14 protein-coding genes are annotated in these 19,629 nt (G+C 61.1%); 2 read left to right on the top strand and 12 right to left on the bottom strand.

Going from position 1 to position 19,629, the window contains the following annotated elements; translation table 11 throughout:
* Positions 1-73: 73 nt before the first annotated feature.
* From ACIO0C_RS01945 to ACIO0C_RS01925, 5 genes are all read right to left on the bottom strand, one after another.
* A complete protein-coding gene (locus tag ACIO0C_RS01945) occupies positions 74-3,091 on the bottom strand; it encodes a sarcosine oxidase subunit alpha (RefSeq protein ID WP_401307111.1) in 3,018 nt (1,005 codons plus the stop codon).
* Positions 3,088-3,417, bottom strand: coding sequence for a sarcosine oxidase subunit delta (locus ACIO0C_RS01940; protein ID WP_007980417.1), 330 nt, complete (start codon positions 3,415-3,417; stop codon positions 3,088-3,090). Before ACIO0C_RS01940 ends, ACIO0C_RS01945 begins: the two co-directional genes overlap by 4 nt.
* Before the next feature lie 14 nt (positions 3,418-3,431).
* Positions 3,432-4,682: a sarcosine oxidase subunit beta gene (locus tag ACIO0C_RS01935; RefSeq protein WP_007980419.1), complete on the bottom strand. Its 1,251-nt coding sequence runs from the start codon at positions 4,680-4,682 to the stop codon at positions 3,432-3,434.
* A 24-nt stretch (positions 4,683-4,706) separates the two neighbouring features.
* A complete protein-coding gene (glyA, locus tag ACIO0C_RS01930; protein WP_008057116.1) occupies positions 4,707-5,960 on the bottom strand; it encodes a serine hydroxymethyltransferase in 1,254 nt (417 codons plus the stop codon).
* A gap of 284 nt (positions 5,961-6,244) precedes the next feature.
* A complete protein-coding gene (locus tag ACIO0C_RS01925) occupies positions 6,245-6,973 on the bottom strand; it encodes a TraX family protein (protein WP_401307346.1) in 729 nt (242 codons plus the stop codon).
* Between the two features lie 133 nt (positions 6,974-7,106).
* On the opposite strand from ACIO0C_RS01925, the gene ACIO0C_RS01920 reads away from it, so the two are divergent.
* Entirely contained in the window at positions 7,107-8,147 is a 1,041-nt protein-coding gene (locus tag ACIO0C_RS01920) for a low specificity L-threonine aldolase (RefSeq protein ID WP_401307107.1), read from the top strand.
* Positions 8,148-8,278: 131 nt separating this feature from the next.
* Here ACIO0C_RS01920 and gbcB read toward each other — a convergent pair whose 3' ends face one another.
* Positions 8,279-9,379: a glycine-betaine demethylase subunit GbcB gene (gene gbcB, locus ACIO0C_RS01915; RefSeq protein ID WP_401307104.1), complete on the bottom strand. Its 1,101-nt coding sequence runs from the start codon at positions 9,377-9,379 to the stop codon at positions 8,279-8,281.
* 296 nt (positions 9,380-9,675) lie between these two features.
* Between gbcB and gbcA the strand changes: the two genes are divergently transcribed.
* Positions 9,676-10,971, top strand: a complete 1,296-nt coding sequence (gbcA, locus tag ACIO0C_RS01910) for a glycine-betaine demethylase subunit GbcA (protein WP_401307101.1) — start codon at positions 9,676-9,678, stop codon at positions 10,969-10,971.
* Positions 10,972-11,795: 824 nt separating this feature from the next.
* On the opposite strand, the gene ACIO0C_RS01905 is transcribed toward gbcA, so the two are convergent.
* From ACIO0C_RS01905 to dgcA, 6 genes are all read right to left on the bottom strand, one after another.
* Positions 11,796-12,698 (bottom strand): RHS repeat-associated core domain-containing protein, encoded by a 903-nt coding sequence (locus tag ACIO0C_RS01905; RefSeq protein WP_401307098.1) that lies wholly within the window; start codon positions 12,696-12,698, stop codon positions 11,796-11,798.
* Between the two features lie 166 nt (positions 12,699-12,864).
* A complete protein-coding gene (locus ACIO0C_RS01900; protein WP_401307095.1) occupies positions 12,865-13,431 on the bottom strand; it encodes a GNAT family N-acetyltransferase in 567 nt (188 codons plus the stop codon).
* A 23-nt stretch (positions 13,432-13,454) separates the two neighbouring features.
* The gene (locus tag ACIO0C_RS01895; protein WP_401307093.1) at positions 13,455-14,225 is read right to left on the bottom strand and encodes an electron transfer flavoprotein subunit beta; all 771 of its coding nucleotides are present in this window, start codon (positions 14,223-14,225) and stop codon (positions 13,455-13,457) included.
* 15 nt (positions 14,226-14,240) lie between these two features.
* On the bottom strand, positions 14,241-15,461 hold the full coding sequence (locus ACIO0C_RS01890; protein ID WP_401307091.1) for an electron transfer flavoprotein subunit alpha/FixB family protein: 1,221 nt from the start codon (positions 15,459-15,461) through the stop codon (positions 14,241-14,243).
* Positions 15,461-17,407 carry a dimethylglycine demethylation protein DgcB gene (dgcB, locus tag ACIO0C_RS01885; protein WP_401307089.1) on the bottom strand — a complete coding sequence of 649 codons (1,947 nt, stop codon included), beginning with the start codon at positions 17,405-17,407 and terminating at the stop codon, positions 15,461-15,463. Before dgcB ends, ACIO0C_RS01890 begins: the two co-directional genes overlap by 1 nt.
* A 147-nt stretch (positions 17,408-17,554) precedes the next feature.
* Entirely contained in the window at positions 17,555-19,615 is a 2,061-nt protein-coding gene (dgcA, locus tag ACIO0C_RS01880) for a dimethylglycine demethylation protein DgcA (protein WP_401307086.1), read from the bottom strand.
* Positions 19,616-19,629: the final 14 nt, after the last annotated feature.

The raw sequence follows: 19,629 nt of genomic DNA, 5'->3' as shown, positions 1-19,629 counted from the left end.
GCGACGCGTTTTGCCTGATACACCGCGTTATCGTTCATCGCGGGCAAGCCACGCTCCCACAGGTACTGTGTTGTTACACGTTCTGGCGTTCGCCTTTCGGATCGAAGAACACCGAAGAAACGATTTCCGCCTCGATCACGCTGCCGTCCGCCAGTGGCGCGAACACACGTTCGCCCATGCGGTTCAGGCCGCCCTTGACCACGCCCATGGCAAACGAATAGCCCAGGGAGTTGTGCAGGTAGCTGGAGGTCACGTGACCGACCATGGTCATCGGGATCGCCTGCTTGGTGTTGAACACCAACTGCGCACCTTCTGGCAGCCACTTGTTCGGATCGATCGGCTTCAGGCCCACCAACTGCTTACGCTGATCACGTACACAGTCTTCGCGGTTCATCCCGCGCCAGCCGATCCACGAGAACGGTTTGGTGCGACCGACACACCAGCCCATGTTCAGGTCGTCCGGGGTCATCGAGCTGTCAGTGTCCTGACCGACGATGATGAAGCCCTTCTCGGCCCGCAGTACGTGCATGGTTTCAGTGCCGTACGGGGTCAGGTTGTACTTCTTGCCAGCGTCGACGATTTTCTCGAGCACGCCCATGGCGTAGTCGGCTTGCACGTTGACTTCGTACGACAGTTCACCGGTAAACGAGATTCGGAAGATCCGCGCCGGTACGCCACCGACCAGAGCTTCTTTCCAGGTCATGAACGGGAAGGCTTCGCTGCTCAGGTCGGCGTCGGTGACTTCGCTCAGCAGCTTGCGGCTGTTCGGCCCGGACAGGGTCATGGTTGCCCAGTGATCCGTCACGGAAGTGAAGTACACCTTCAGCTCTGGCCATTCAGTCTGAGAGTAGATTTCCAGCCATTGCAGCACGCGTGCAGCGCCGCCGGTGGTGGTGGTCATCACGAAGTGGTTGTCGGCCAGGCAAGCGGTTACGCCATCGTCAAAGACCATGCCGTCTTCTTTGCACATCAGGCCATAACGCGCCTTGCCCACATCGAGCTTGGTCCAGGCGTTGGTGTAGATGCGGTTGAGGAACTCACGTGCATCCGGGCCTTGAATGTCGATCTTGCCCAGGGTCGAAGCGTCCAGCAGGCCGACGCTGTCGCGCACGGCTTTGCATTCGCGCTTGACTGCCGCATGCATGTCTTCACCGGATTTCGGGAAGTACCATGGTCGTTTCCACTGGCCAACATCTTCGAACTCGGCGCCGTTTTTCAGGTGCCACTGATGCAGGGCGGTGTAGCGCACTGGTTCGAAGATGTGCCCACAGTGACGACCGGCCACGGCGCCGAAGGTCACCGGCGTGTAGTTCGGACGGAACATGGTGGTGCCCATCTGCGGGATGGTCACGTTCAGCGAACGGGCAGCGATGGCCAGGCCGTTGACGTTACCCAGCTTGCCCTGATCGGTACCGAAGCCCAGCGCGGTGTAGCGCTTGACGTGCTCGACCGACTCGAAGCCTTCACGGGTCGCCAGTTCAATGGCGGCGGCGGTGACGTCGTTCTGCAGGTCGACGAATTGCTTCGGCGCCCGTGCGGTGTTCTTTTCGTGCGGCACCTGGAACAGCGCCAGGGTCGGCTCTTCCAGACGCGCCAGGGCTTTTGGCAAGGTCGCTTCGACCGCACCGAAACCGGCTTCGCTGGCAGCGCGCACGCCACCTTCAAAACCATCGGCCAGGGAATCGCCGAGGCCATAGACGCCGTTGATGCCACCGACGCACACGCGTTTCTGCGGTGCTTCGCCCGGTACGAAACCGAGGATGTCTTCACGCCAGATCGGCTTGCCGCCCAAGTGCGAAGCCAGGTGAACCACCGGGCTGTAACCGCCGGAGCTGGCGACGATGTCGCAGTCGAGCCATTCGCCAGGGCTGGTGACTTTGTGGCCTTTGACATCGATGGCTGCAACGCGGGCAGCGGTCACGTGTTTGCTGCCACGGGCCTCGATCACGGCGCTGCCGGTGAGGATGCGAATGCCCTTGGCGCGCGCTTCTTCCACCAGCGCACCGCGCGGGTTGCTGCGGGCGTCGGCGATCGCCACCACTTGCAGGCTGGCATCGAGCCAATCCAGAGCAACGCGGTAGGCGTGGTCGTTGTTGGTCGACAGCACCAGCTTCTTGCCCGGTGCCACGCCGTAGCGGCGCACGTAAGTCGAGACAGCGCCAGCCAGCATGTTGCCCGGCACGTCGTTGTTGCCGTAGACCAGTGGACGCTCGTGAGCGCCGGTCGCCAGCACGACACGCTTGGCGCGAACACGGTGGATGCGCTGACGCACCTGGCCAATCGGCGCACGGTCGCCGAGGTGATCGGTCAGGCGCTCGTGGATGGTCAGGAAGTTGTGGTCGTGATAACCGTTGACCGTGGCGCGCGGCAACAGCAGCACGTCCGGGGTGTTCTTGAGTTCGTCGATGACGCTGGCGACCCACTCCATCGCCGGCTTGCCGTCGAGGCTTTCGCGGGAGTCGAGCAGGCTGCCGCCGAACTCTTCCTGTTCGTCAGCCAGAATTACACGGGCACCGCTGCGCGCAGCCGCCAGTGCAGCCGCCAGGCCGGCAGGGCCAGCGCCCACGATCAGCACGTCGCAGTGCTGGTTCATGTAGTCGTAGGTGTCCGGATCGTTCTCGGTCGGCGAGCGACCCAGGCCGGCAGCCTTGCGGATGTACTTCTCGTAAGTCATCCAGAACGATTGCGGGTACATGAAGGTTTTGTAGTAGAAACCCGGTGGCATCAGCTTGCCGCCGACCTTGCCGAGAATCCCCATCATGTCATTGTTCACGCTCGGCCAACCGTTGGTGCTGGTGGCGACCAGGCCTTGATACAGCGCCTGTTGCGTGGCGCGCACGTTCGGGATCTGCGTGGCTTCGGTGGCGCCGATCTGCAGCACCGCGTTCGGCTCTTCGGCACCGGCGGCGAAGATGCCGCGCGGACGGGAATACTTGAAGCTGCGACCGATGATGTCGACGCCGTTGGCCAACAGTGCAGCGGCCAGGGAATCGCCTTCGAAGCCTTTGTAGCTCTGGCCGTTGAAAGTAAACGTCAGGACTTTGTTGCGGTCGATCCGTCCGCCGTTGGACAGGCGATTGATCTGGCTCATACCTTCTCTCCCAGAGCCGTGCTGGCCGCTTTCGGGCTATCGGTCTTGTCGGTGAATTGTGGCTTGGTGCCGATCTTGTAGGTTTCGAGAATCTCGTAGGTCACGGTGTCGCGGGTGACGTTGAAGTACTGACGGCAACCGGCGACGTGATCCCACAGCTCGTGATGCAGGCCGCGAGGGTTATCGCGGAAGAACATGTAGTCGCCCCACTCCTCGTCGGTGCAGCTGTTAGGGTCCAGTGGACGCGGGATGTGCGCCTGGCCGGATGCGTGGAATTCCTCTTCGGAGCGCAGTTCGCCGCAGTGAGGACAGAAGATATGCAACATGGGGATTTCTCCTGTTAGTGGGCAACCGCAGCAGCGCCGTGTTCATCGATCAACGCACCGTTGTGGAAACGGTCGATGGAGAAAGGTGCGGCCAATGGGTGCATTTCGCCCTTGGCCAGGCTTGCGGCAAACACGTTGCCCGAGCCAGGTGTTGCCTTGAAGCCACCGGTACCCCAACCGCAGTTGAAGAACATGTTCGGCACCGGGGTTTTCGAAATGATCGGACAGGCATCCGGCGTGGTGTCGACGATGCCGCCCCACTGACGGTTCATGCGTACGCGGGACAAGACCGGGAACATCTCGACGATGGCCTGGATGGTGTGTTCGATCACCGGGTACGAACCACGCTGGCCGTAGCCGTTGTAGCCGTCGATACCGGCGCCGATCACCAGGTCGCCCTTGTCGGACTGGCTGATGTAGCCGTGCACGGCGTTGGACATGATCACGCTGTCGATAATCGGCTTGATCGGCTCCGACACCAGCGCTTGTAGCGGGTGGGATTCGATCGGCAGGCGGAAACCGGCGAGCTTGGCCATGTGCCCGGAGTTACCGGCAGTCACCACGCCGACGCGCTTGGCGCCGATGAAGCCCTTGTTGGTTTCAACACCGATGCACACGCCGTTTTCCTTGCGGAAACCGATTACTTCGGTCTGTTGAATCAAGTCCACGCCCAGGGCGTCGGCGGCACGGGCAAAGCCCCAGGCCACGGCATCGTGACGGGCAACGCCGCCGCGACGCTGGACGGTGGCGCCCATCACCGGGTAGCGGGTGTTCTTCGAGCAATCGAGGTACGGAATCTCATCGGCTACTTGCTTGGCATCGAGCAGCTCGCCGTCCACGCCGTTGAGGCGGTTGGCGCTGACACGACGCTCGGAATCACGGATGTCCTGCAGGGTGTGGCACAGGTTGTAGACGCCACGCTGGGAGAACATCACGTTGTAGTTCAGGTCCTGGGACAGGCCTTCCCACAGTTTCATCGCGTGTTCGTACAGGTGCGCCGACTCGTCCCACAGGTAGTTGGAGCGAACGATGGTGGTGTTGCGCGCGGTGTTACCGCCGCCCAGCCAGCCCTTCTCGACCACGGCCACGTTGGTGATGCCGTGTTCCTTGGCCAGGTAGTAGGCGGTCGCCAGACCATGCCCGCCACCGCCGACGATGACCACGTCGTAGACTTTTTTCGGGGTCGGTGTGCGCCACATCCGCTGCCAGTTTTCATGGTGGCTGAGGGAGTGTTTGAAGAGGCCGAAGCCTGAGTAGCGTTGCATAGTCATTTACTCCAAAAACCGCGCTCAGCGATAAACCGGGAAGTCTGCGCACAGTGCCGATACTTGCTGGGCGACATTGGCCTCGACATCGGCATCGCCGAGGTTGTCGAGAATGTCGCAGATCCAGCCGGCCAACTCGACGCACTGCGTCACCTTGAAGCCGCGAGTGGTGACCGCCGGGGTGCCGATGCGCAGACCGGAGGTGACGAACGGCGACTGTGGATCGTTCGGGACAGCGTTCTTGTTCACAGTGATGTGGGCGCGACCGAGTGCTGCGTCCGCCTCTTTGCCGGTGAGGCCCTGACGGATCAGGCTGACCAGGAACAGGTGGTTATCGGTGCCGCCGGACACTACATCGTAGCCGCGTTTGATAAACACGCCGGCCATGGCCTGGGCGTTGTCGATCACTTGTTGCTGATAAGCCTTGAAGCCTGGCTCCAGCGCTTCCTTGAAGCACACTGCCTTACCGGCAATCACATGCATCAGCGGGCCGCCCTGGGCACCGGGGAACACGGCAGCGTTGAGCTTCTTCTCGATTTCTTCGTTGGACTTGGCCAGGATCAGGCCGCCACGTGGACCGCGCAGGGTCTTGTGGGTGGTGGTGGTGACCACGTCGGCGTACGGCAGCGGGTTCGGGTACAGGCCGGCAGCGACCAGACCGGCAACGTGGGCCATGTCGACGAACAGCAGCGCACCGACTTTGTCAGCGATCTGACGGAAGCGCGGGAAATCGAGGGTTTTGGAGTAGGCCGAGAAACCGGCAACGATCATTTTCGGCTTGTGCTCGACCGCCAGGCGCTCGACTTCGTCGTAGTTGATCAGGCCGGTGTCGGTATCGATGCCGTACTGCACGGCGTTGTACAGCTTGCCGGAGGACGACACCTTGGCACCGTGGGTCAAGTGACCGCCATGGGCCAGGCTCATGCCCAGGATGGTGTCGCCGGCTTGCAGCAGGGCCAGGTACACGGCGCTGTTGGCCGAGGAACCGGAGTGCGGCTGCACGTTGGCGTAGTCGGCGCCGAACAGTTGCTTGGCGCGCTCGATGGCCAGGGCCTCGACCTTGTCGACGTGCTCGCAGCCACCGTAGTAACGCTTGCCTGGGTAGCCTTCGGCGTATTTGTTGGTCAGGCCGCTGCCTTGCGCTTCCATCACACGCTTGCTGGTGTAGTTCTCCGACGCGATCAGTTCGATGTGATCTTCCTGGCGTTGCTCCTCGGCATTCATCGCCGCCAGCAGTGCATCGTCGTAACCCTTGATCTGGTCTTGCTTGCTGAACATCGCGTCTCTCCCAGCGGCGGCGGTGCGCCATTCGTCTCGGTGAGGCACTGGCTTTTCGGCAGTGCCCTTTGATAGCGATGGTATGACCGGCTACGAGTCGTCAAATGCCTACGCGCGCCACGCAAAGGTGCGTTTACGACATGGCGGGAAATGGTGGATCGAACACCTTCCTCAAATCAGCAGAGAACCCCTGTGGGAGCTGGCTTGCCAGCGATGACGGCTTTACATCCGGCATGGATGGCGGCTGCCCCACCGCTATCGCTGGCAAGCCAGCTCCCACAGGGTTATGCGGCGATCTGACGGACAATTAGCAACGCCAGGAAATGCATGGGGTACAGCGCATACGCCCAGCGCCGCATCGGCGGTGGTTTTACGTCACCGGCATGTCGCAACAGGAACAGCCCCAGCCATGGCGCAATCAGACAAGTAACGACAGCCGCCAGGGCCACGTGATTACCCAATCGAACGGAGTAATACAGCACCTGCCATTGATTGGCCGCCAGACACACCAGCCCCGGTAGCAAGGCGAAATACCAGGGGCGCCGGATCACCAGCAGCATTGCAAGCGGCAACATCACGCCAAAAAATCCGAACATCAGCTGTCGCGAAAACAGTGCCGCCAGCACGACGGCGCCGACTGCCAACAGACGCGCCTGCAGGGTCCGGTCCTGCCAGCCGCGCACCACCAACAGACCGAGTGCCAGCGTGGGCATCACGTTCAACGTGTCGGGGTTGGGAATGAACATTCGGTAGGGAATTTCACTCACAGCGCTAAACATCAACAACCAGCCCAGATAGCGCCACCGCCCGTTGGTCGCCTCCGCCGGCTTGCGCGCCAGGTTGGCCGCCATCGCCAGGCAAAACCACGGAAAGGCCAGGCGTCCCGGCACATACAGCCAATCGGCGGAGTAGCCGACATATCGAAGGTGATCGAGCACCATGCCCAGCAGCGCCAGCCACTTGAGCAGATCCAGTGCACGGTCGCGCTGATTTAAGTGTGTAGCCATGTGCATAATTGCCCAACATCCTTGTAATGTTCTGACAGAGACATCCCGTGCGCGCCCCGGACGATCTTCGGTAAAGTGCGCACCATCATTGACCACGAGACGTTTCACCATAAGCGTCCCGACCACGGAAAGCAGGGCCATGACCGATAAGAGCCAACAATTCGCCAGCGACAACTATTCCGGCATTTGCCCTGAAGCCTGGGCTGCCATGGAACAGGCCAACCATGGCCACCAGCGCGCTTACGGCGACGACGAGTGGACCGCCCGCGCGTCCGACGATTTCCGCAAACTGTTCGAAACCGACTGTGAAGTGTTCTTCGCCTTCAACGGCACCGCCGCCAACTCGCTGGCCCTGTCGTCACTGTGCCAGAGTTACCACAGCGTGATCTGCTCGGAAACAGCCCACGTCGAAACCGACGAATGCGGCGCACCGGAATTCTTCTCCAACGGTTCCAAACTGCTGATCGCCCGCACCGAAAACGGCAAGCTGACGCCGGATTCGATCCGCGAAATCGCCCTCAAGCGCCAGGACATCCACTACCCCAAACCCCGCGTCGTGACCCTGACCCAGGCCACCGAAGTCGGCAGCGTCTACACCCCGGACGAAATCCGCGCCATCAGCGCCACCTGCAAGGAGCTGGGCCTGAACCTGCACATGGACGGCGCGCGCTTCTCCAACGCCTGCGCGTTCCTCGGGTGCACGCCAGCGGACTTGACCTGGAAGGCCGGCGTCGACGTGCTGTGCTTCGGCGGCACGAAAAACGGCATGGCGGTGGGTGAGGCGATCCTGTTCTTCAACCACAAGCTGGCTGAAGACTTTGACTACCGCTGCAAACAGGCTGGGCAGCTTGCTTCAAAGATGCGCTTCCTGTCGGCACCGTGGGTCGGCATCCTGGAAAACGACGCCTGGCTCAAATATGCGCGCCACGCCAACCACTGTGCGCAACTGCTGGCCGAACTGGTGAGCGACATTCCAGGCGTGGAACTGATGTTCCCGGTGCAGGCCAACGGCGTGTTCCTGCAACTGTCGGAACCGGCCATCGCCGCGCTGACCGCCAAGGGCTGGCGGTTCTACACCTTCATCGGCAACGGCGGCGCACGCTTCATGTGCTCGTGGGACACCGAAGAAGAGCGCGTACGGGAATTGGCGCGGGACATTCGGGAAGTGATGTCCCACTAACCCTTCAGAGCTAATGCAATCACTGTGGGAGCGAGCTTGCTCGCGATGGCGGTGGATCAGACAACATTGATGTTGAATTTGATTCCGTCATCGCGAGCAAGCTCGCTCCCACAGGGTTTCTATAGCGTTTGTTAGAACTCGATGCGCACGTCGCCCTTCGGCACGCTGCAGCACGACAGGATGTACCCTTCGGCCTCGTCTTCCTCGGTGATTCCGCCGTTGTGCTCCATCTCCACTTCGCCACCCAGCTTCAACACCTTGCAGGTGCCGCAGATACCCATGCCGCAGGCTTTGGGAATCAGCAAGCCGACCTTGGCCGCCGCCGCATGCACGGTTTCGCCAGGCGCCACGCGAATGCTCTTGCCGGAGGAGATGAACTCCACCTGGTGCAAATCCGCCGCGTCGACTTCCGGTGCTTCGGCCGCTTGTTCGGCATGCTCCACAGCGTCAGCACGCGCCTCTGGCGGCGTCGCGCCGAAGGATTCCTCATGATAACGCTTCATGTCGAATCCAGCGCCTTCCAGCAAGCGCTTGACTGCGTTCATGTACGGGGTCGGGCCGCAGCAGAACACTTCCCGCTCAAGGAAGTCCGGCGCCATCAATTCAAGCATTCTGTGGTTGAGGTAACCGCGATAACCGGCCCAGGGCTCACCCATGCCATGCTTCTCGCAGATCAGGTGCAGGCTGAAGTTGTCGATCCGCGACGCCATGTGTTCCAGCTCGCGGTGGTAAATGATGTCCTTGGGCGAACGGGCGCTGTGGATAAACACCATGTCGACATTGCCGTTGGTGTCGTAGAACCAGCGCGCCATGGACATGACCGGCGTGATACCGACGCCGCCGCTGAGGTAAAGCACCTTTGGCGCGGTGAAGTCCATGGCGTTGAACAGCCCGACCGGCCCGTGCACCGCCAGCTCCTGGCCTTCGTGCAGGGTGTCGTGCAGCCAGTTGGACACCTTGCCGCCCGGCACGCGCTTGATGGTCACCGAAAAGCTGTACGGCACCGACGGCGAGCTGGAAATGGTGTACGACCGCATGATCGGCTGGCCTTCGATTTCCAGCTCCAGGGTGACAAACTGCCCCGGCTTGAAGAAGAACATGATCGGCTGGTCGGCCATGAAACAGAAGGTGCGCACATCCCAGGTTTCCTGGATGACTTTGACACAACGGACGATGTGCCGACCATTGGCCCAGGTCTGGGTGGTTACCGGGTTCAGGAAGCTGTTGGACATGCTGATCTCCACGGCCGACTGTCGGCCTTCATGTTGGCGATTCTGCGTATAGCGCGAAACACCCATTTACCTATCTGCGACATTCACATGCTTATCGCGACCAGCCCCCAACGACCGGGGCTTGCGCGTCGGGAACAGATTGCACCATGTCGCCCATGGATAAGGTTCTGGCCAGCGCCGGCCCCACACTCGCCCCATACCAAGACACATTCTTTACACCTTGCGTAGCAACCGTTAGCAACACACCTGATTAGCCACTTTCGCCGGCCACACAGAATGGCCTTGAGGATTAAACGATGGACGTCACTACTACCCTGAGCCTGGGCGATCCGCTGGAACCCGCACGCAAGGCCACCGCACAGATGCTGCAAGAGCGCGAGCGCACCTTCTCGCTGCCGCAGCCGTTTTACTCTGACGAGCGCCTGTTTGATATCGACATGCAGGAGATTTTCCAGAAAGAGTGGTTGATCGCCGGCATGACCTGCGAAATCCCGACCAAGGGCAACTACCTGACCCTGCAAGTGGGCAAGAACCCGATCATCGTGATTCGTGGCGCCGAAGGCGTGGTGCATGCGTTCCATAACGTCTGCCGCCACCGTGGTTCGCGCCTGTGCACCAGTGAAAAAGGCAAGGTTGCCAAACTGGTCTGCCACTACCACCAGTGGACCTACGAACTCGACGGTCGCCTGCTGTTCGCCGGTACCGAAATGGGCGCCGACTTCGACATGAAGCAGTACGGCCTCAAACCGGTGAACGTGAAGACCGCCGGTGGCTACATCTTCATCAGCCTGGCGGAAAACCCGCCGGCCATCGATGACTTCCTGTCGACGCTCAGCCATTACATGGAACCGTACGACATGGAAAACACCAAGGTGGCAATCACGACCACCTTGATGGAAAAGGCCAACTGGAAACTGGTGCTGGAAAACAACCGCGAGTGCTACCACTGCAACGCGTCGCACCCGGAACTGCTGAAAACCCTGCTGGAATGGGACGACGTCACCGACCCGCGCGCCGACCAGGCATTCAAGGATCACGTCGCCGCCTCCGCCGCAGCCTGGGAAGCCGAGAAGATCCCTTACGCCCATGCCAGTTTCGGCCTGCGTAACCGCATCGTGCGCATGCCGCTGCTCAAGGGCACCGTGTCGATGACCCTGGACGGCAAACAGGGCTGCCAAAAACTCATGGGCCGCATCAAGAACCCGGACCTGGGCTCGATGCGCATCCTGCACCTGCCGCACTCGTGGAACCACTGCATGGGCGACCACATCATCGTGTTCACCGTATGGCCGATCAGCGCGCAGGAAACCATGGTCACCACCAAGTGGATCGTGCACAAGGATGCCGTTGAAGGCGTGGACTACGACGTGGACCGCATGCGCCAAGTCTGGGACGCCACCAACGACCAGGATCGTCGCCTGGCCGAAGAGAACCAGCGTGGCATCAACTCCACCGCGTACCAGCCCGGGCCTTACTCCAAGACCTATGAGTTCGGTGTGGTGAACTTTGTGGATTGGTACAGCGAGCGCTTGCTGAGCAACTTGGGCGCCGAACCTGCGGCGTACCTCAAAGGCGTCCCGGTCCAAGGCTAACGCCACCGCCCCCTGTAGGAGCGAGCATGCTCGCTCCTACAGGGGGCGGGTTTTCTCCCCACAATTCATATCTCCCCCTTAGCACTGTACGAAATATGATCTATTCCGTTCAGAGCTATATCCTGCGCGTCCCCCAGGCTTCCGCAAACAAGTTATCCACACCTCCACCCACAGCTAATGGGGACAACTGTGGAAATACCGGAAACTTTCTCCACAAAAACCAAAGAAAATCCGTGACTTATCCAGAAGCAAGGTTTTACAGAGCGACTGATCATTTATTGATCAATCCTCTATAACGCACGAATTACGTGGCCTGTAGAGGATGACAAACACCTTATCCACAGAAGCGCCAACAGACTTTGGGGGCAACTATTGCGCCTCTGTGGAAAAGCGCTGAAAGCCGCGATTTTTGAGGGTTCCCGCACGGTATAACACTAAAAAACCAAGATTTGATCGATTTTTAACCAGAAGCCTGTACGCCGCTGTTTATAAGGCCTTCAGCGTTGAGCAAACATCTTATCCACAGAAGCGCCAACAGAGATTGTGTGCAAGTATGGGTCTCCACTTAATAAAAAAGCGCGATAAAACCGTAACTTATGCTGGTTATTATTTGATCTAAGGCTTGCAGGCTGCGCTTTGCATGGGTCTTAGCGAGGGGCGAACATGTTATCCACAAAAGCACTAACAGGGATTGTGGGTAACAGAATCAAACTTCATCCAAGCAGCAACCCCCAGAGTCGAGGTCGAGGTTCAACTCAAAATCATCGAATGCACGCCAGCCCAGCAAAATAAAAGGCACAATTAAGCATCAATAAAGTCGTTCGCTAAAACCGAGTCGTCTCTGGCGCACTCGAGGCATTCGGGTCTCGTATATCGCGTGCGTCAACGCGGATGTCTTCCAGAGGCAGGTCTGCGTGAGGAACCTGACCGATTGACCGCCGCCGAAGCAAGTTGTAGCCACTGACTTCCTTGATTGATTCAACTGCCACTCGCCTCAAGGACTGGCCAGTTGCTCGAGCTGTTCCCAGCGTTGTCCGTGCGAGATTTACAGTCGCGATAGTCCCCCCGACGAAAGTCGAGACCTGACTGATAGCATTGCCCACGACGGAAGTAGCCTGCTTTGCATTGGGTAAAACAGCGGATAGAGCAGCTGGAACTCCAAGTGGGCGAACGACAAAAGCTGAAACACCGCCATAAAAACTAAAGATGTTGGCCAAGCGCGAACTGGTGCTGAGCACTGACCTGTTAACGATTGCAGCTGCTGTCCTGACAGTAGCTGCAATCGTAAAGAGCACACCTACCGCAGTACCAATTACCTGCCCAGTGACGGGAATAGGGACCCACCACTCTCCGCTAGGGTCGACCCGATTCACGGGAGAGCCACCACAGTAGGCATAGGAATTGATTCCACCCTTACCAAACGGACTCAACCCATCCGGCCTGTGAAACCGCATCAGCTGCGGGTTATAGACCCGATGGCCATTGCCCAGGTGATACCAACCGGTTGAACGCTCTTTCAGTTGCCCGTTGAAGCCCAGATGCGTACCGGCCTGACTCACGCCGCTTTGCAAGCCATAGGGAGAATAGGCGAACGGGTTCGGCCCCCTGCGGTCCAGCTCGGCGAGAACGCTTTGCTGGAGGTCGCTGGCGAGCAGCAGGGTACGGGAGTACAGCGGATCAATTGCTGTAGAGGGTTGAACACGTCGAATTTGGTGGGAGATGGGCATTGGTAGCGTCCTTGATGAGACCGGGTAATCCGCCGCCATGCCATCCCATGAACGCCACCGGCAGGCCTGCTGGGAAAGCGGGTACCAACTGTCAACTACCCTAACAAACCGCCAGTAAAGCCAACACTATCAGTTCTGCTAGGGTCGCCCGCCACCCGGGAACCCGCTAAGGCCGATACATCAGATATGCCTCACCCGTGACCCGAATCATCGGATGCGGCGTGATCTGGCAGGTATCGACAATACGGAAGCCGTGGCGCTCATAGAACCGCCGGGCACCGGTGTTCGCGGCATAGTCGATCAGGCTCAGGCCATTGAGCCCGAGCCGGTTGGCGCGGTCGTAGGCGTAGGCCAGGAACTGCTTGCCCAGCCCCTGATTGCGCCAGCCTTCATGCAGCGCCAGGCTGGAAATATAGAGGGTGTCGGGGATTTCCATTTTGGCGTACGGCGCCAGCACCGGGTCGGTCACCGGCGCTGCGAAAGGATCGTGACGCATCACGTAGCTGTGCAGCATGCCAATGACTTCACCTTCAGCTTCGGCGATCAGGCAGTTCTGCCAGGAGAAATCCACATCGTCACGGGCGTAACGCAGGGCCCCGACGTCCAGCAGATCCTGCCCGGGTTCTGCTACCTGGCTCCAGATGTAGTCCGAAGCACCCTCCGATGAAATCTGGAACAAACGCGCAATCTCGCGCGCGTCCGCGCGCACTGCCGGACGAAATTCTACTGCCATTGACCTGCCCCCAAAACTGACTGCTAGCGGACCACACCTTCTTCTATCAGCAACTTGAGAATTGCTTCAGCCCCAGTTTGCGCCGTAACGCCCTTGAGCACTTGTCCCCCACCGCCACTGGCTTTCGCCGTTGCGGCTTTCATGCGGTCCGCACCGCTTTTGGCCTTGATCACCTTCAAGCGTTTCGGCCGTGGCTTGGCCGGTTGCAGGGTGGCGACTGCGAGCAATTCATCGTCGACGATTTCCACGTCATTGGCCTGCAATACCCCGCGCCTGGCCGGGCCGTAGGCGCTCTGCCGTGGCTTGGGCGCGGCGTTATCCACAGTGGCGAGAAACGGCAAGCGGACCTTCAAGCGACGCCGCTGACCGCGCGGCAAAGCCTGCAGCACCAGCGCCGAACCGCCGTCAATGGACTCGACCTGCGCCAGCCCCACCACCAGCGGCCAGCCAAGGCCTTCGGCCAGCAGGAACGGCAGCATGCCCGAGCCTTCGCCGGTTTCCGCCTGGCTACCGGTCAAAACGACCTGAGCCCCGGCATCGCGCAAATAAGCGGTCAAGGCCGGCAGCGCATCGGCGCCTTGCGGCTGTTCCAGCACATGCAATTGTTCCAGCCCCATGCCCAGGTAAGCGCGCAAGGCCGGCTCGGCGACGTCGCCGGCGTGCAGTACCTGCAAGTTATCCCCAGCCAGCTGCAAGCCCAGTTCCACCGCCCGTGCATCCTGCTCCGCACGTCGTGGTCGACCGGAAGTCGGGTGGGCGCCAATGGACACCAGGCTGATGATTTTCGTGCTCATAACCCTTTCCTTCCCTTAAGCCGCATCGCGCTTGGCGTCGTTGCGGTAGGCCTCTACCGCCGCGATCAAGGCTTGAAGAATCTCGGCACTCTCGCCGATTACCGACAGGTCGGCCCGTTTGATCATGTCGCAGCCCGGATCGAGGTTGATCGCCACCACCTTGTCGCAGGCACCGATGCCTTGCAGGTGCTGGATCGCCCCGGAAATTCCCACCGCCACGTAGACCCGCGCCGTAACCCAGGTACCGGACGCGCCGACCTGACGGTCGCGGGCCATGAAACCATCGTCCACCGCCACCCGTGACGCGCCTTCGGTGGCGCCAAGGGCCGCGGCGGTCTGGTGGAACAAGTTCCAATCCTTGACCCCGTTGCCGCCAGAGAAAATGAATTCGGCCTCGGCCATGGGAATCGCCGCCGGGTCCACCGCCACCGCCCCCAGGTCCTCGATGCGCGAGAGACTGCGGGCGATGGCTGTGGATAACTCCACCGGCAAGGCTTCGTGACGGGTTTCGCTGACCGGTTCGGCGCATTCGACGGCAGCCAGAATCAAGCGTGCAACCGGACGCGCCAGGTCTTGCAAACCGGCACCGGCACGGCCGATGCACTCCTGGTCCTTGACCTGCCAGACCCGCGTGGCCGGGCGTTCGCCCAGGGCCGCGGCAAAGCGTCGACCCAATTCACCGCCACCGCTGCGACTGTCCGGCAGTAGCCAGTGACGCGGGCTGAACTGGTTATCCACAGCCCGCAGGCCCTGGACCCGTTGTTCCGGTGCATAACCACTGAACTCGTCGCCTTCGAGCACCAGCAAGCGATCGACGCCGGCGGTGGAAAACGCGTTTTCCTTATGCTCGCCGAAGACCACGGCCAGTACCGCGCCGTCGCTGCCGGCCAGTTGGTGGGCCAGGCCCAGCAAGTCCTTGTCGTGGCTGCTCAAGCGGCCACCGACCATGTCCGGCACCACGCAAATGTAGAACGCCGGTGCAGGCACCTGATGCAGCGGCAATTGCACTTCAACGGCGGCCGAGCGTTTGGTCGCCCCGCCCTGCTGAGCGCCGCTGCGGTCGATCCGCTTGATGCCGTTAGGTCCAATGAAACCGATGCCGTGCGGGTTCTTGCGAATGACGCCGTTAGGCCCCATCCAGCTGTGTTGCGCCGGTTGCATGGCCGCGTGCAGCGGGTGCAAACGGTTGCGGGCGATCCATTCGGCACGGGGGTCGCGGCGGATAATGTCGCTCATCAGTGCACCTCCGCGGGTTCACGTTTGGCCGGCGTAGCCGACTTTGGGGCCTCATCTTCCAGGAGCGCGTCGGCCACCAGTTCGGCAATGTCCTTGATCAGCGGTCGTGGCTCGACCACACCTTCGAGCATCGCGGTGCATTGCGGGCAGCCCACAGCCACCAGTTCGGCGCCCGTCTCGCGGATGTCTTCCATGCGCATGTCGGGGATACGCTGCTTGCCCGGAATGTCGGTGATCGGCGCACCGCCGCCACCGCCGCAGCAGCGCGAACGGAAACCGGAGCGTTGCATTTCCTTGACCTCGATGCCGAGCGCACGCAGGACCTGACGCGGCGCCTCATATTCGCCGTTGTAGCGGCCGAGGTAGCACGGGTCGTGATAGGTCACGCTGTCGCCTTTGTGCTGGCCGAGGTTCAGCGCACCCGCATCGATGATTTGCGCCATGTAGGTGCTGTGGTGCTGCACCAGGTAGTTGCCATCGAAGGCGCCATATTCGTTTTTCAGCACGTGGAAGCTGTGCGGATCGCAGGTGACGATGCGGTTGAAGCTGTACTTGGCCAGGGTCTGGATGTTGCGTTTGGCCAGCAACTGGAAGGTTGCCTCGTCGCCCAGGCGTCGGGCCACGTCGCCGCTGTCGCGCTCTTCGAGGCCGAGCACGGCGAAGTCGATTTTTGCCGCTTTCAGCACTTTGACGAAGGCGCGCAAGGTGCGCTGGTTGCGCATGTCGAAGGCGCCGTCGCCGACCCAGAACAGCACGTCGGTGGATTTCTTTTCGCTGAGCAGATTGAGGTTCAAGTCCGCCGCCCAGTTCATCCGCCCGCCTGGCGCAAAACCGCCCGGGTTGTCGGTGGCGATCAGGTTTTCCAGGACTTCGGCACCCTTGTTCGGGGTCGCGCCTTTTTCCAGGGTCAGATGGCGGCGCATGTCGACGATGGCATCGACGTGCTCGATCATCATCGGGCATTCCTCGACGCAAGCGCGGCAGGTGGTGCACGACCACAGGGTTTCGGCATCCACCAGACCGTTGACGATCGGTTGATGCGGATTACCGGCGTGTTCGCCAATCGGCTTGCCTGGATACGGGCTGCCGGCGAACTTGGCATCGGTACCGCCAGCCAGGCCGACAACCATGTCCTGGATCAGCTTTTTCGGGTTCAGCGGCTGGCCGGCGGCGAAGGCCGGGCACGCGGCTTCACATTTACCGCACTGCACGCAGGCGTCGAAGCCGAGCAACTGGTTCCAGGTGAAGTCCTTGGGTTTTTCCACGCCCAGTGGTGCCGCCGGATCGTTCAGATCCAGGGGTTTCAGACCGGTGGAACGACCGCCGCCAAAACGCTCGGCGCGACGGTGCCAGGCCAGGTGCAGGGCACCGGCAAAGGCATGCTTCATCGGCCCGCCCCAGGTCATGCCGAAGAAGAGCTCGGACACGCCCCACAGCACGCCAACCCCGAGGATCACCGCCAACAGCCAGCCGCCGAAGTTTTCCGGCAGGATGCCGGCCACCGGCAGGGTCACCAGGAAAAACGACACCGAGAACGCCATCAGGCTTTTCGGCAGGCGCATCCACGGGCCTTTCGACAGGCGCGCCGGCGGGTTGCGCCGACGCAGGTAAACAAAGACCGCGCCGACGAACATCACCGCCGACATCAACAGCAGCGCATAACCAAGAATGCGGTTATGCAGGCCGAAACCATGCACCAGGATCGCCAGCACGATGGACGCAACCGCGCCGCCGGCCGTGGCGACGTGGGTGTTGGCAATGTATTTGTCCCGCGCCACCACGTGGTGCAGGTCGACCATGTAGCGCTTGGGCATGGCAAACAGGCCGCCGATCAGATCGACCTTCGAGGCCCGGCCCCGGCGCCACATGGCTACCCGCCGCAACGCGCCCAGAACCGCGAGGCCCAGGGCAGCGAACAACAGGATTGGAAGAAGGGTGTTCAACATGGTGGAGCTCCCAAAGACCGCGGGGTCAGTGATCGTTCCCACGCTCTGCGTGGGAATGCAGCCCGGGACGCTCTGCGTCCCAAGAGCGGACGCAGAGCGTCCATTGACGCGTTCCCACGCGGAGCATGGGAACGATCAGTTTGTGGCTTAGAAATCCTTGCACAGCCGCAGCGCGTCGTAGATCGCCGCATGCACGTTACGCTGGGCCACACAGTCGCCGATGCGGAACAGCAGGTAGCCGTCGCCGCTCTGTTCCAGGCATGGCTGCGGCTTGATCGCGAACAAGGCTTCGACGTCGATCTGGCCTTTGTTGCGCGAGCCTTCCTTCATCGCGTAATAGATCTCCTCGTCCGGACGCACGCCGTTCTCGATGACCACCTGGTCCACCACCCGCTCCTCTTTGGCGCCGGTGTATTCGTTCTCCAGCACCGCCACCAGCTTGTCGCCTTCGCGGTAGACCTTCTCCAGCATCATGTCGCCGGTCATGATCACTTCTTTCGGATACATGCTGCGGTAGTAAGTCGGGAACGACGTACCACCGATGGCCACGCCCGGCTTGATGTCGTCGGTGACGATCTCGACCTGGCTGCCCTTGTCGGCGAGGAAGTCGGCGGTGGACATGCCGGTGAACTCGCAAATGGTGTCGTAGACCAGCACGTTCTTGGCAGGTGCAACCTTGCCGTCGAGGATGTCCCAGCTGCTGACCACCAGGCCTTCAGCCGCGCCCCAGTGCTCGTTCTGCTCGATGAACGGATGACCGCCGACCGCCAGCACCACCACATCCGGACGCAGGTCCATGATGGTCGGGGCATCTGCCGCCACGCCCAGGCGCAGGTCGACTTTCAACCGTGCCAGTTCCAGCTGATACCAGCGGGTGATACCGGCGATCTGGTCACGCTGCGGCGCTTTCGACGCCGTGGTGATCTGCCCACCGATGAATTCCTTCTTCTCGAACAATGTCACGTCGTGACCACGCTCGGCAGCCACGCGGGCGGCTTCCATCCCGGCAGGACCGGCACCGACCACCACCACCTTGCGTTTGACGCCGGTGGTTTTTTCGATGATGTGCGGCAGGCCCATGTACTCACGGGAAGTCGCGGCGTTCTGGATGCACAGTACGTCCAGACCTTGGTATTGACGGTCGATGCAGTAGTTGGCGCCGACGCACTGCTTGATCTGGTCCACCTGGCCCATCTTGATCTTGGCGATCAGGTGCGGGTCGGCGATGTGCGCGCGGGTCATGCCGACCATGTCGACGTAACCGCCTTCCAGGATACGGGTGGCCTGGTTCGGGTCCTTGATGTTCTGCGCGTGCAGCACCGGAACCTTGACCACTTCCTTGATGCCGGCAGCCAGATGCAGGAACGGCTCCGGTGGATAACTCATGTTCGGAATCACGTTGGCCAGGGTGTTGTGGGTGTCACAACCCGAGCCCACGACGCCGATGAAATCGAGCATGCCGGTGTCGTCGTAATACTTGGCGATCTGCTTCATATCTTCATGAGACAGGCCGTCAGGGTGGAACTCGTCGCCGCAGATGCGCATGCCCACGCAGAAATCGTCACCGACCTCGGCGCGCACGGCTTTCAAGACTTCCAGGCCGAACTTCATGCGGCCTTCGAAGGTGCCGCCCCATTCGTCAGTACGCTTGTTGACCCGCGGGCTCCAGAACTGGTCGATCATGTGCTGGTGCACCGCCGACAGTTCTACACCGTCCAGGCCACCGGCCTTGGCGCGACGCGCCGCTTGCGCGTAGTTACCGATCACCCGCCAGATTTCTTCCGGCTCGATGGTCTTGCAGGTAGCACGGTGTACCGGCTCACGCACGCCCGACGGCGACATCAGCGTCGGCCAGTTGAAGCCGTCCCAGCGCGAGCGACGGCCCATGTGAGTAATCTGGATCATGATCTTGGCGCCATGCTTGTGCATGGCGTCGGCCAGATTCTGGAAGTGCGGGATGATGCGGTCGGTGGACAGGTTCACCGAGCTCCACCACTCCTGCGGGCTGTCGATGGCGACGACGGACGAACCGCCGCAGATCGCCAGGCCGATCCCGCCCTTGGCCTTCTCTTCGTAATACTTGACGTACCGGTCGGTGGTCATGCCGCCGTCGGTCGCGTAGACCTCGGCGTGCGCGGTGCTGAGCACGCGGTTACGGATGGTCAGTTTGCCGATCTGGATCGGCTGGAACATTGCTTCGAAAGCCATGGCGGGTTCCTCGA

Source organism: Pseudomonas sp. NPDC087336 (assembly GCF_044744285.1).
Classification (GTDB): domain Bacteria; phylum Pseudomonadota; class Gammaproteobacteria; order Pseudomonadales; family Pseudomonadaceae; genus Aquipseudomonas.
The sequence above is the reverse complement of the archived record's forward strand: the minus strand, read 5'-3'. Positions and strand labels throughout refer to the sequence as shown.

What these genes read in the sequence shown, in the direction of transcription:
- ACIO0C_RS01895 (WP_401307093.1), bottom strand. Translation starts at nt 14,225, where the DNA reads ATGAGCACGAAAATCATCAGCCTGGTGTCCATTGGCGCCCACCCGACT.
- ACIO0C_RS01940 (WP_007980417.1), bottom strand. Translation starts at nt 3,417, where the DNA reads ATGTTGCATATCTTCTGTCCTCACTGCGGCGAACTGCGCTCCGAAGAG.
- dgcB (WP_401307089.1), bottom strand. Translation starts at nt 17,407, where the DNA reads ATGTTGAACACCCTTCTTCCAATCCTGTTGTTCGCTGCCCTGGGCCTC.
- dgcA (WP_401307086.1), bottom strand. Translation starts at nt 19,615, where the DNA reads ATGGCTTTCGAAGCAATGTTCCAGCCGATCCAGATCGGCAAACTGACC.
- glyA (WP_008057116.1), bottom strand. Translation starts at nt 5,960, where the DNA reads ATGTTCAGCAAGCAAGACCAGATCAAGGGTTACGACGATGCACTGCTG.
- ACIO0C_RS01890 (WP_401307091.1), bottom strand. Translation starts at nt 15,461, where the DNA reads ATGAGCGACATTATCCGCCGCGACCCCCGTGCCGAATGGATCGCCCGC.
- gbcA (WP_401307101.1), top strand. Translation starts at nt 9,676, where the DNA reads ATGGACGTCACTACTACCCTGAGCCTGGGCGATCCGCTGGAACCCGCA.
- ACIO0C_RS01900 (WP_401307095.1), bottom strand. Translation starts at nt 13,431, where the DNA reads ATGGCAGTAGAATTTCGTCCGGCAGTGCGCGCGGACGCGCGCGAGATT.
- ACIO0C_RS01945 (WP_401307111.1), bottom strand. Translation starts at nt 3,091, where the DNA reads ATGAGCCAGATCAATCGCCTGTCCAACGGCGGACGGATCGACCGCAAC.
- ACIO0C_RS01925 (WP_401307346.1), bottom strand. Translation starts at nt 6,973, where the DNA reads ATGCACATGGCTACACACTTAAATCAGCGCGACCGTGCACTGGATCTG.
- gbcB (WP_401307104.1), bottom strand. Translation starts at nt 9,379, where the DNA reads ATGTCCAACAGCTTCCTGAACCCGGTAACCACCCAGACCTGGGCCAAT.
- ACIO0C_RS01905 (WP_401307098.1), bottom strand. Translation starts at nt 12,698, where the DNA reads ATGCCCATCTCCCACCAAATTCGACGTGTTCAACCCTCTACAGCAATT.
- ACIO0C_RS01920 (WP_401307107.1), top strand. Translation starts at nt 7,107, where the DNA reads ATGACCGATAAGAGCCAACAATTCGCCAGCGACAACTATTCCGGCATT.
- ACIO0C_RS01935 (WP_007980419.1), bottom strand. Translation starts at nt 4,682, where the DNA reads ATGCAACGCTACTCAGGCTTCGGCCTCTTCAAACACTCCCTCAGCCAC.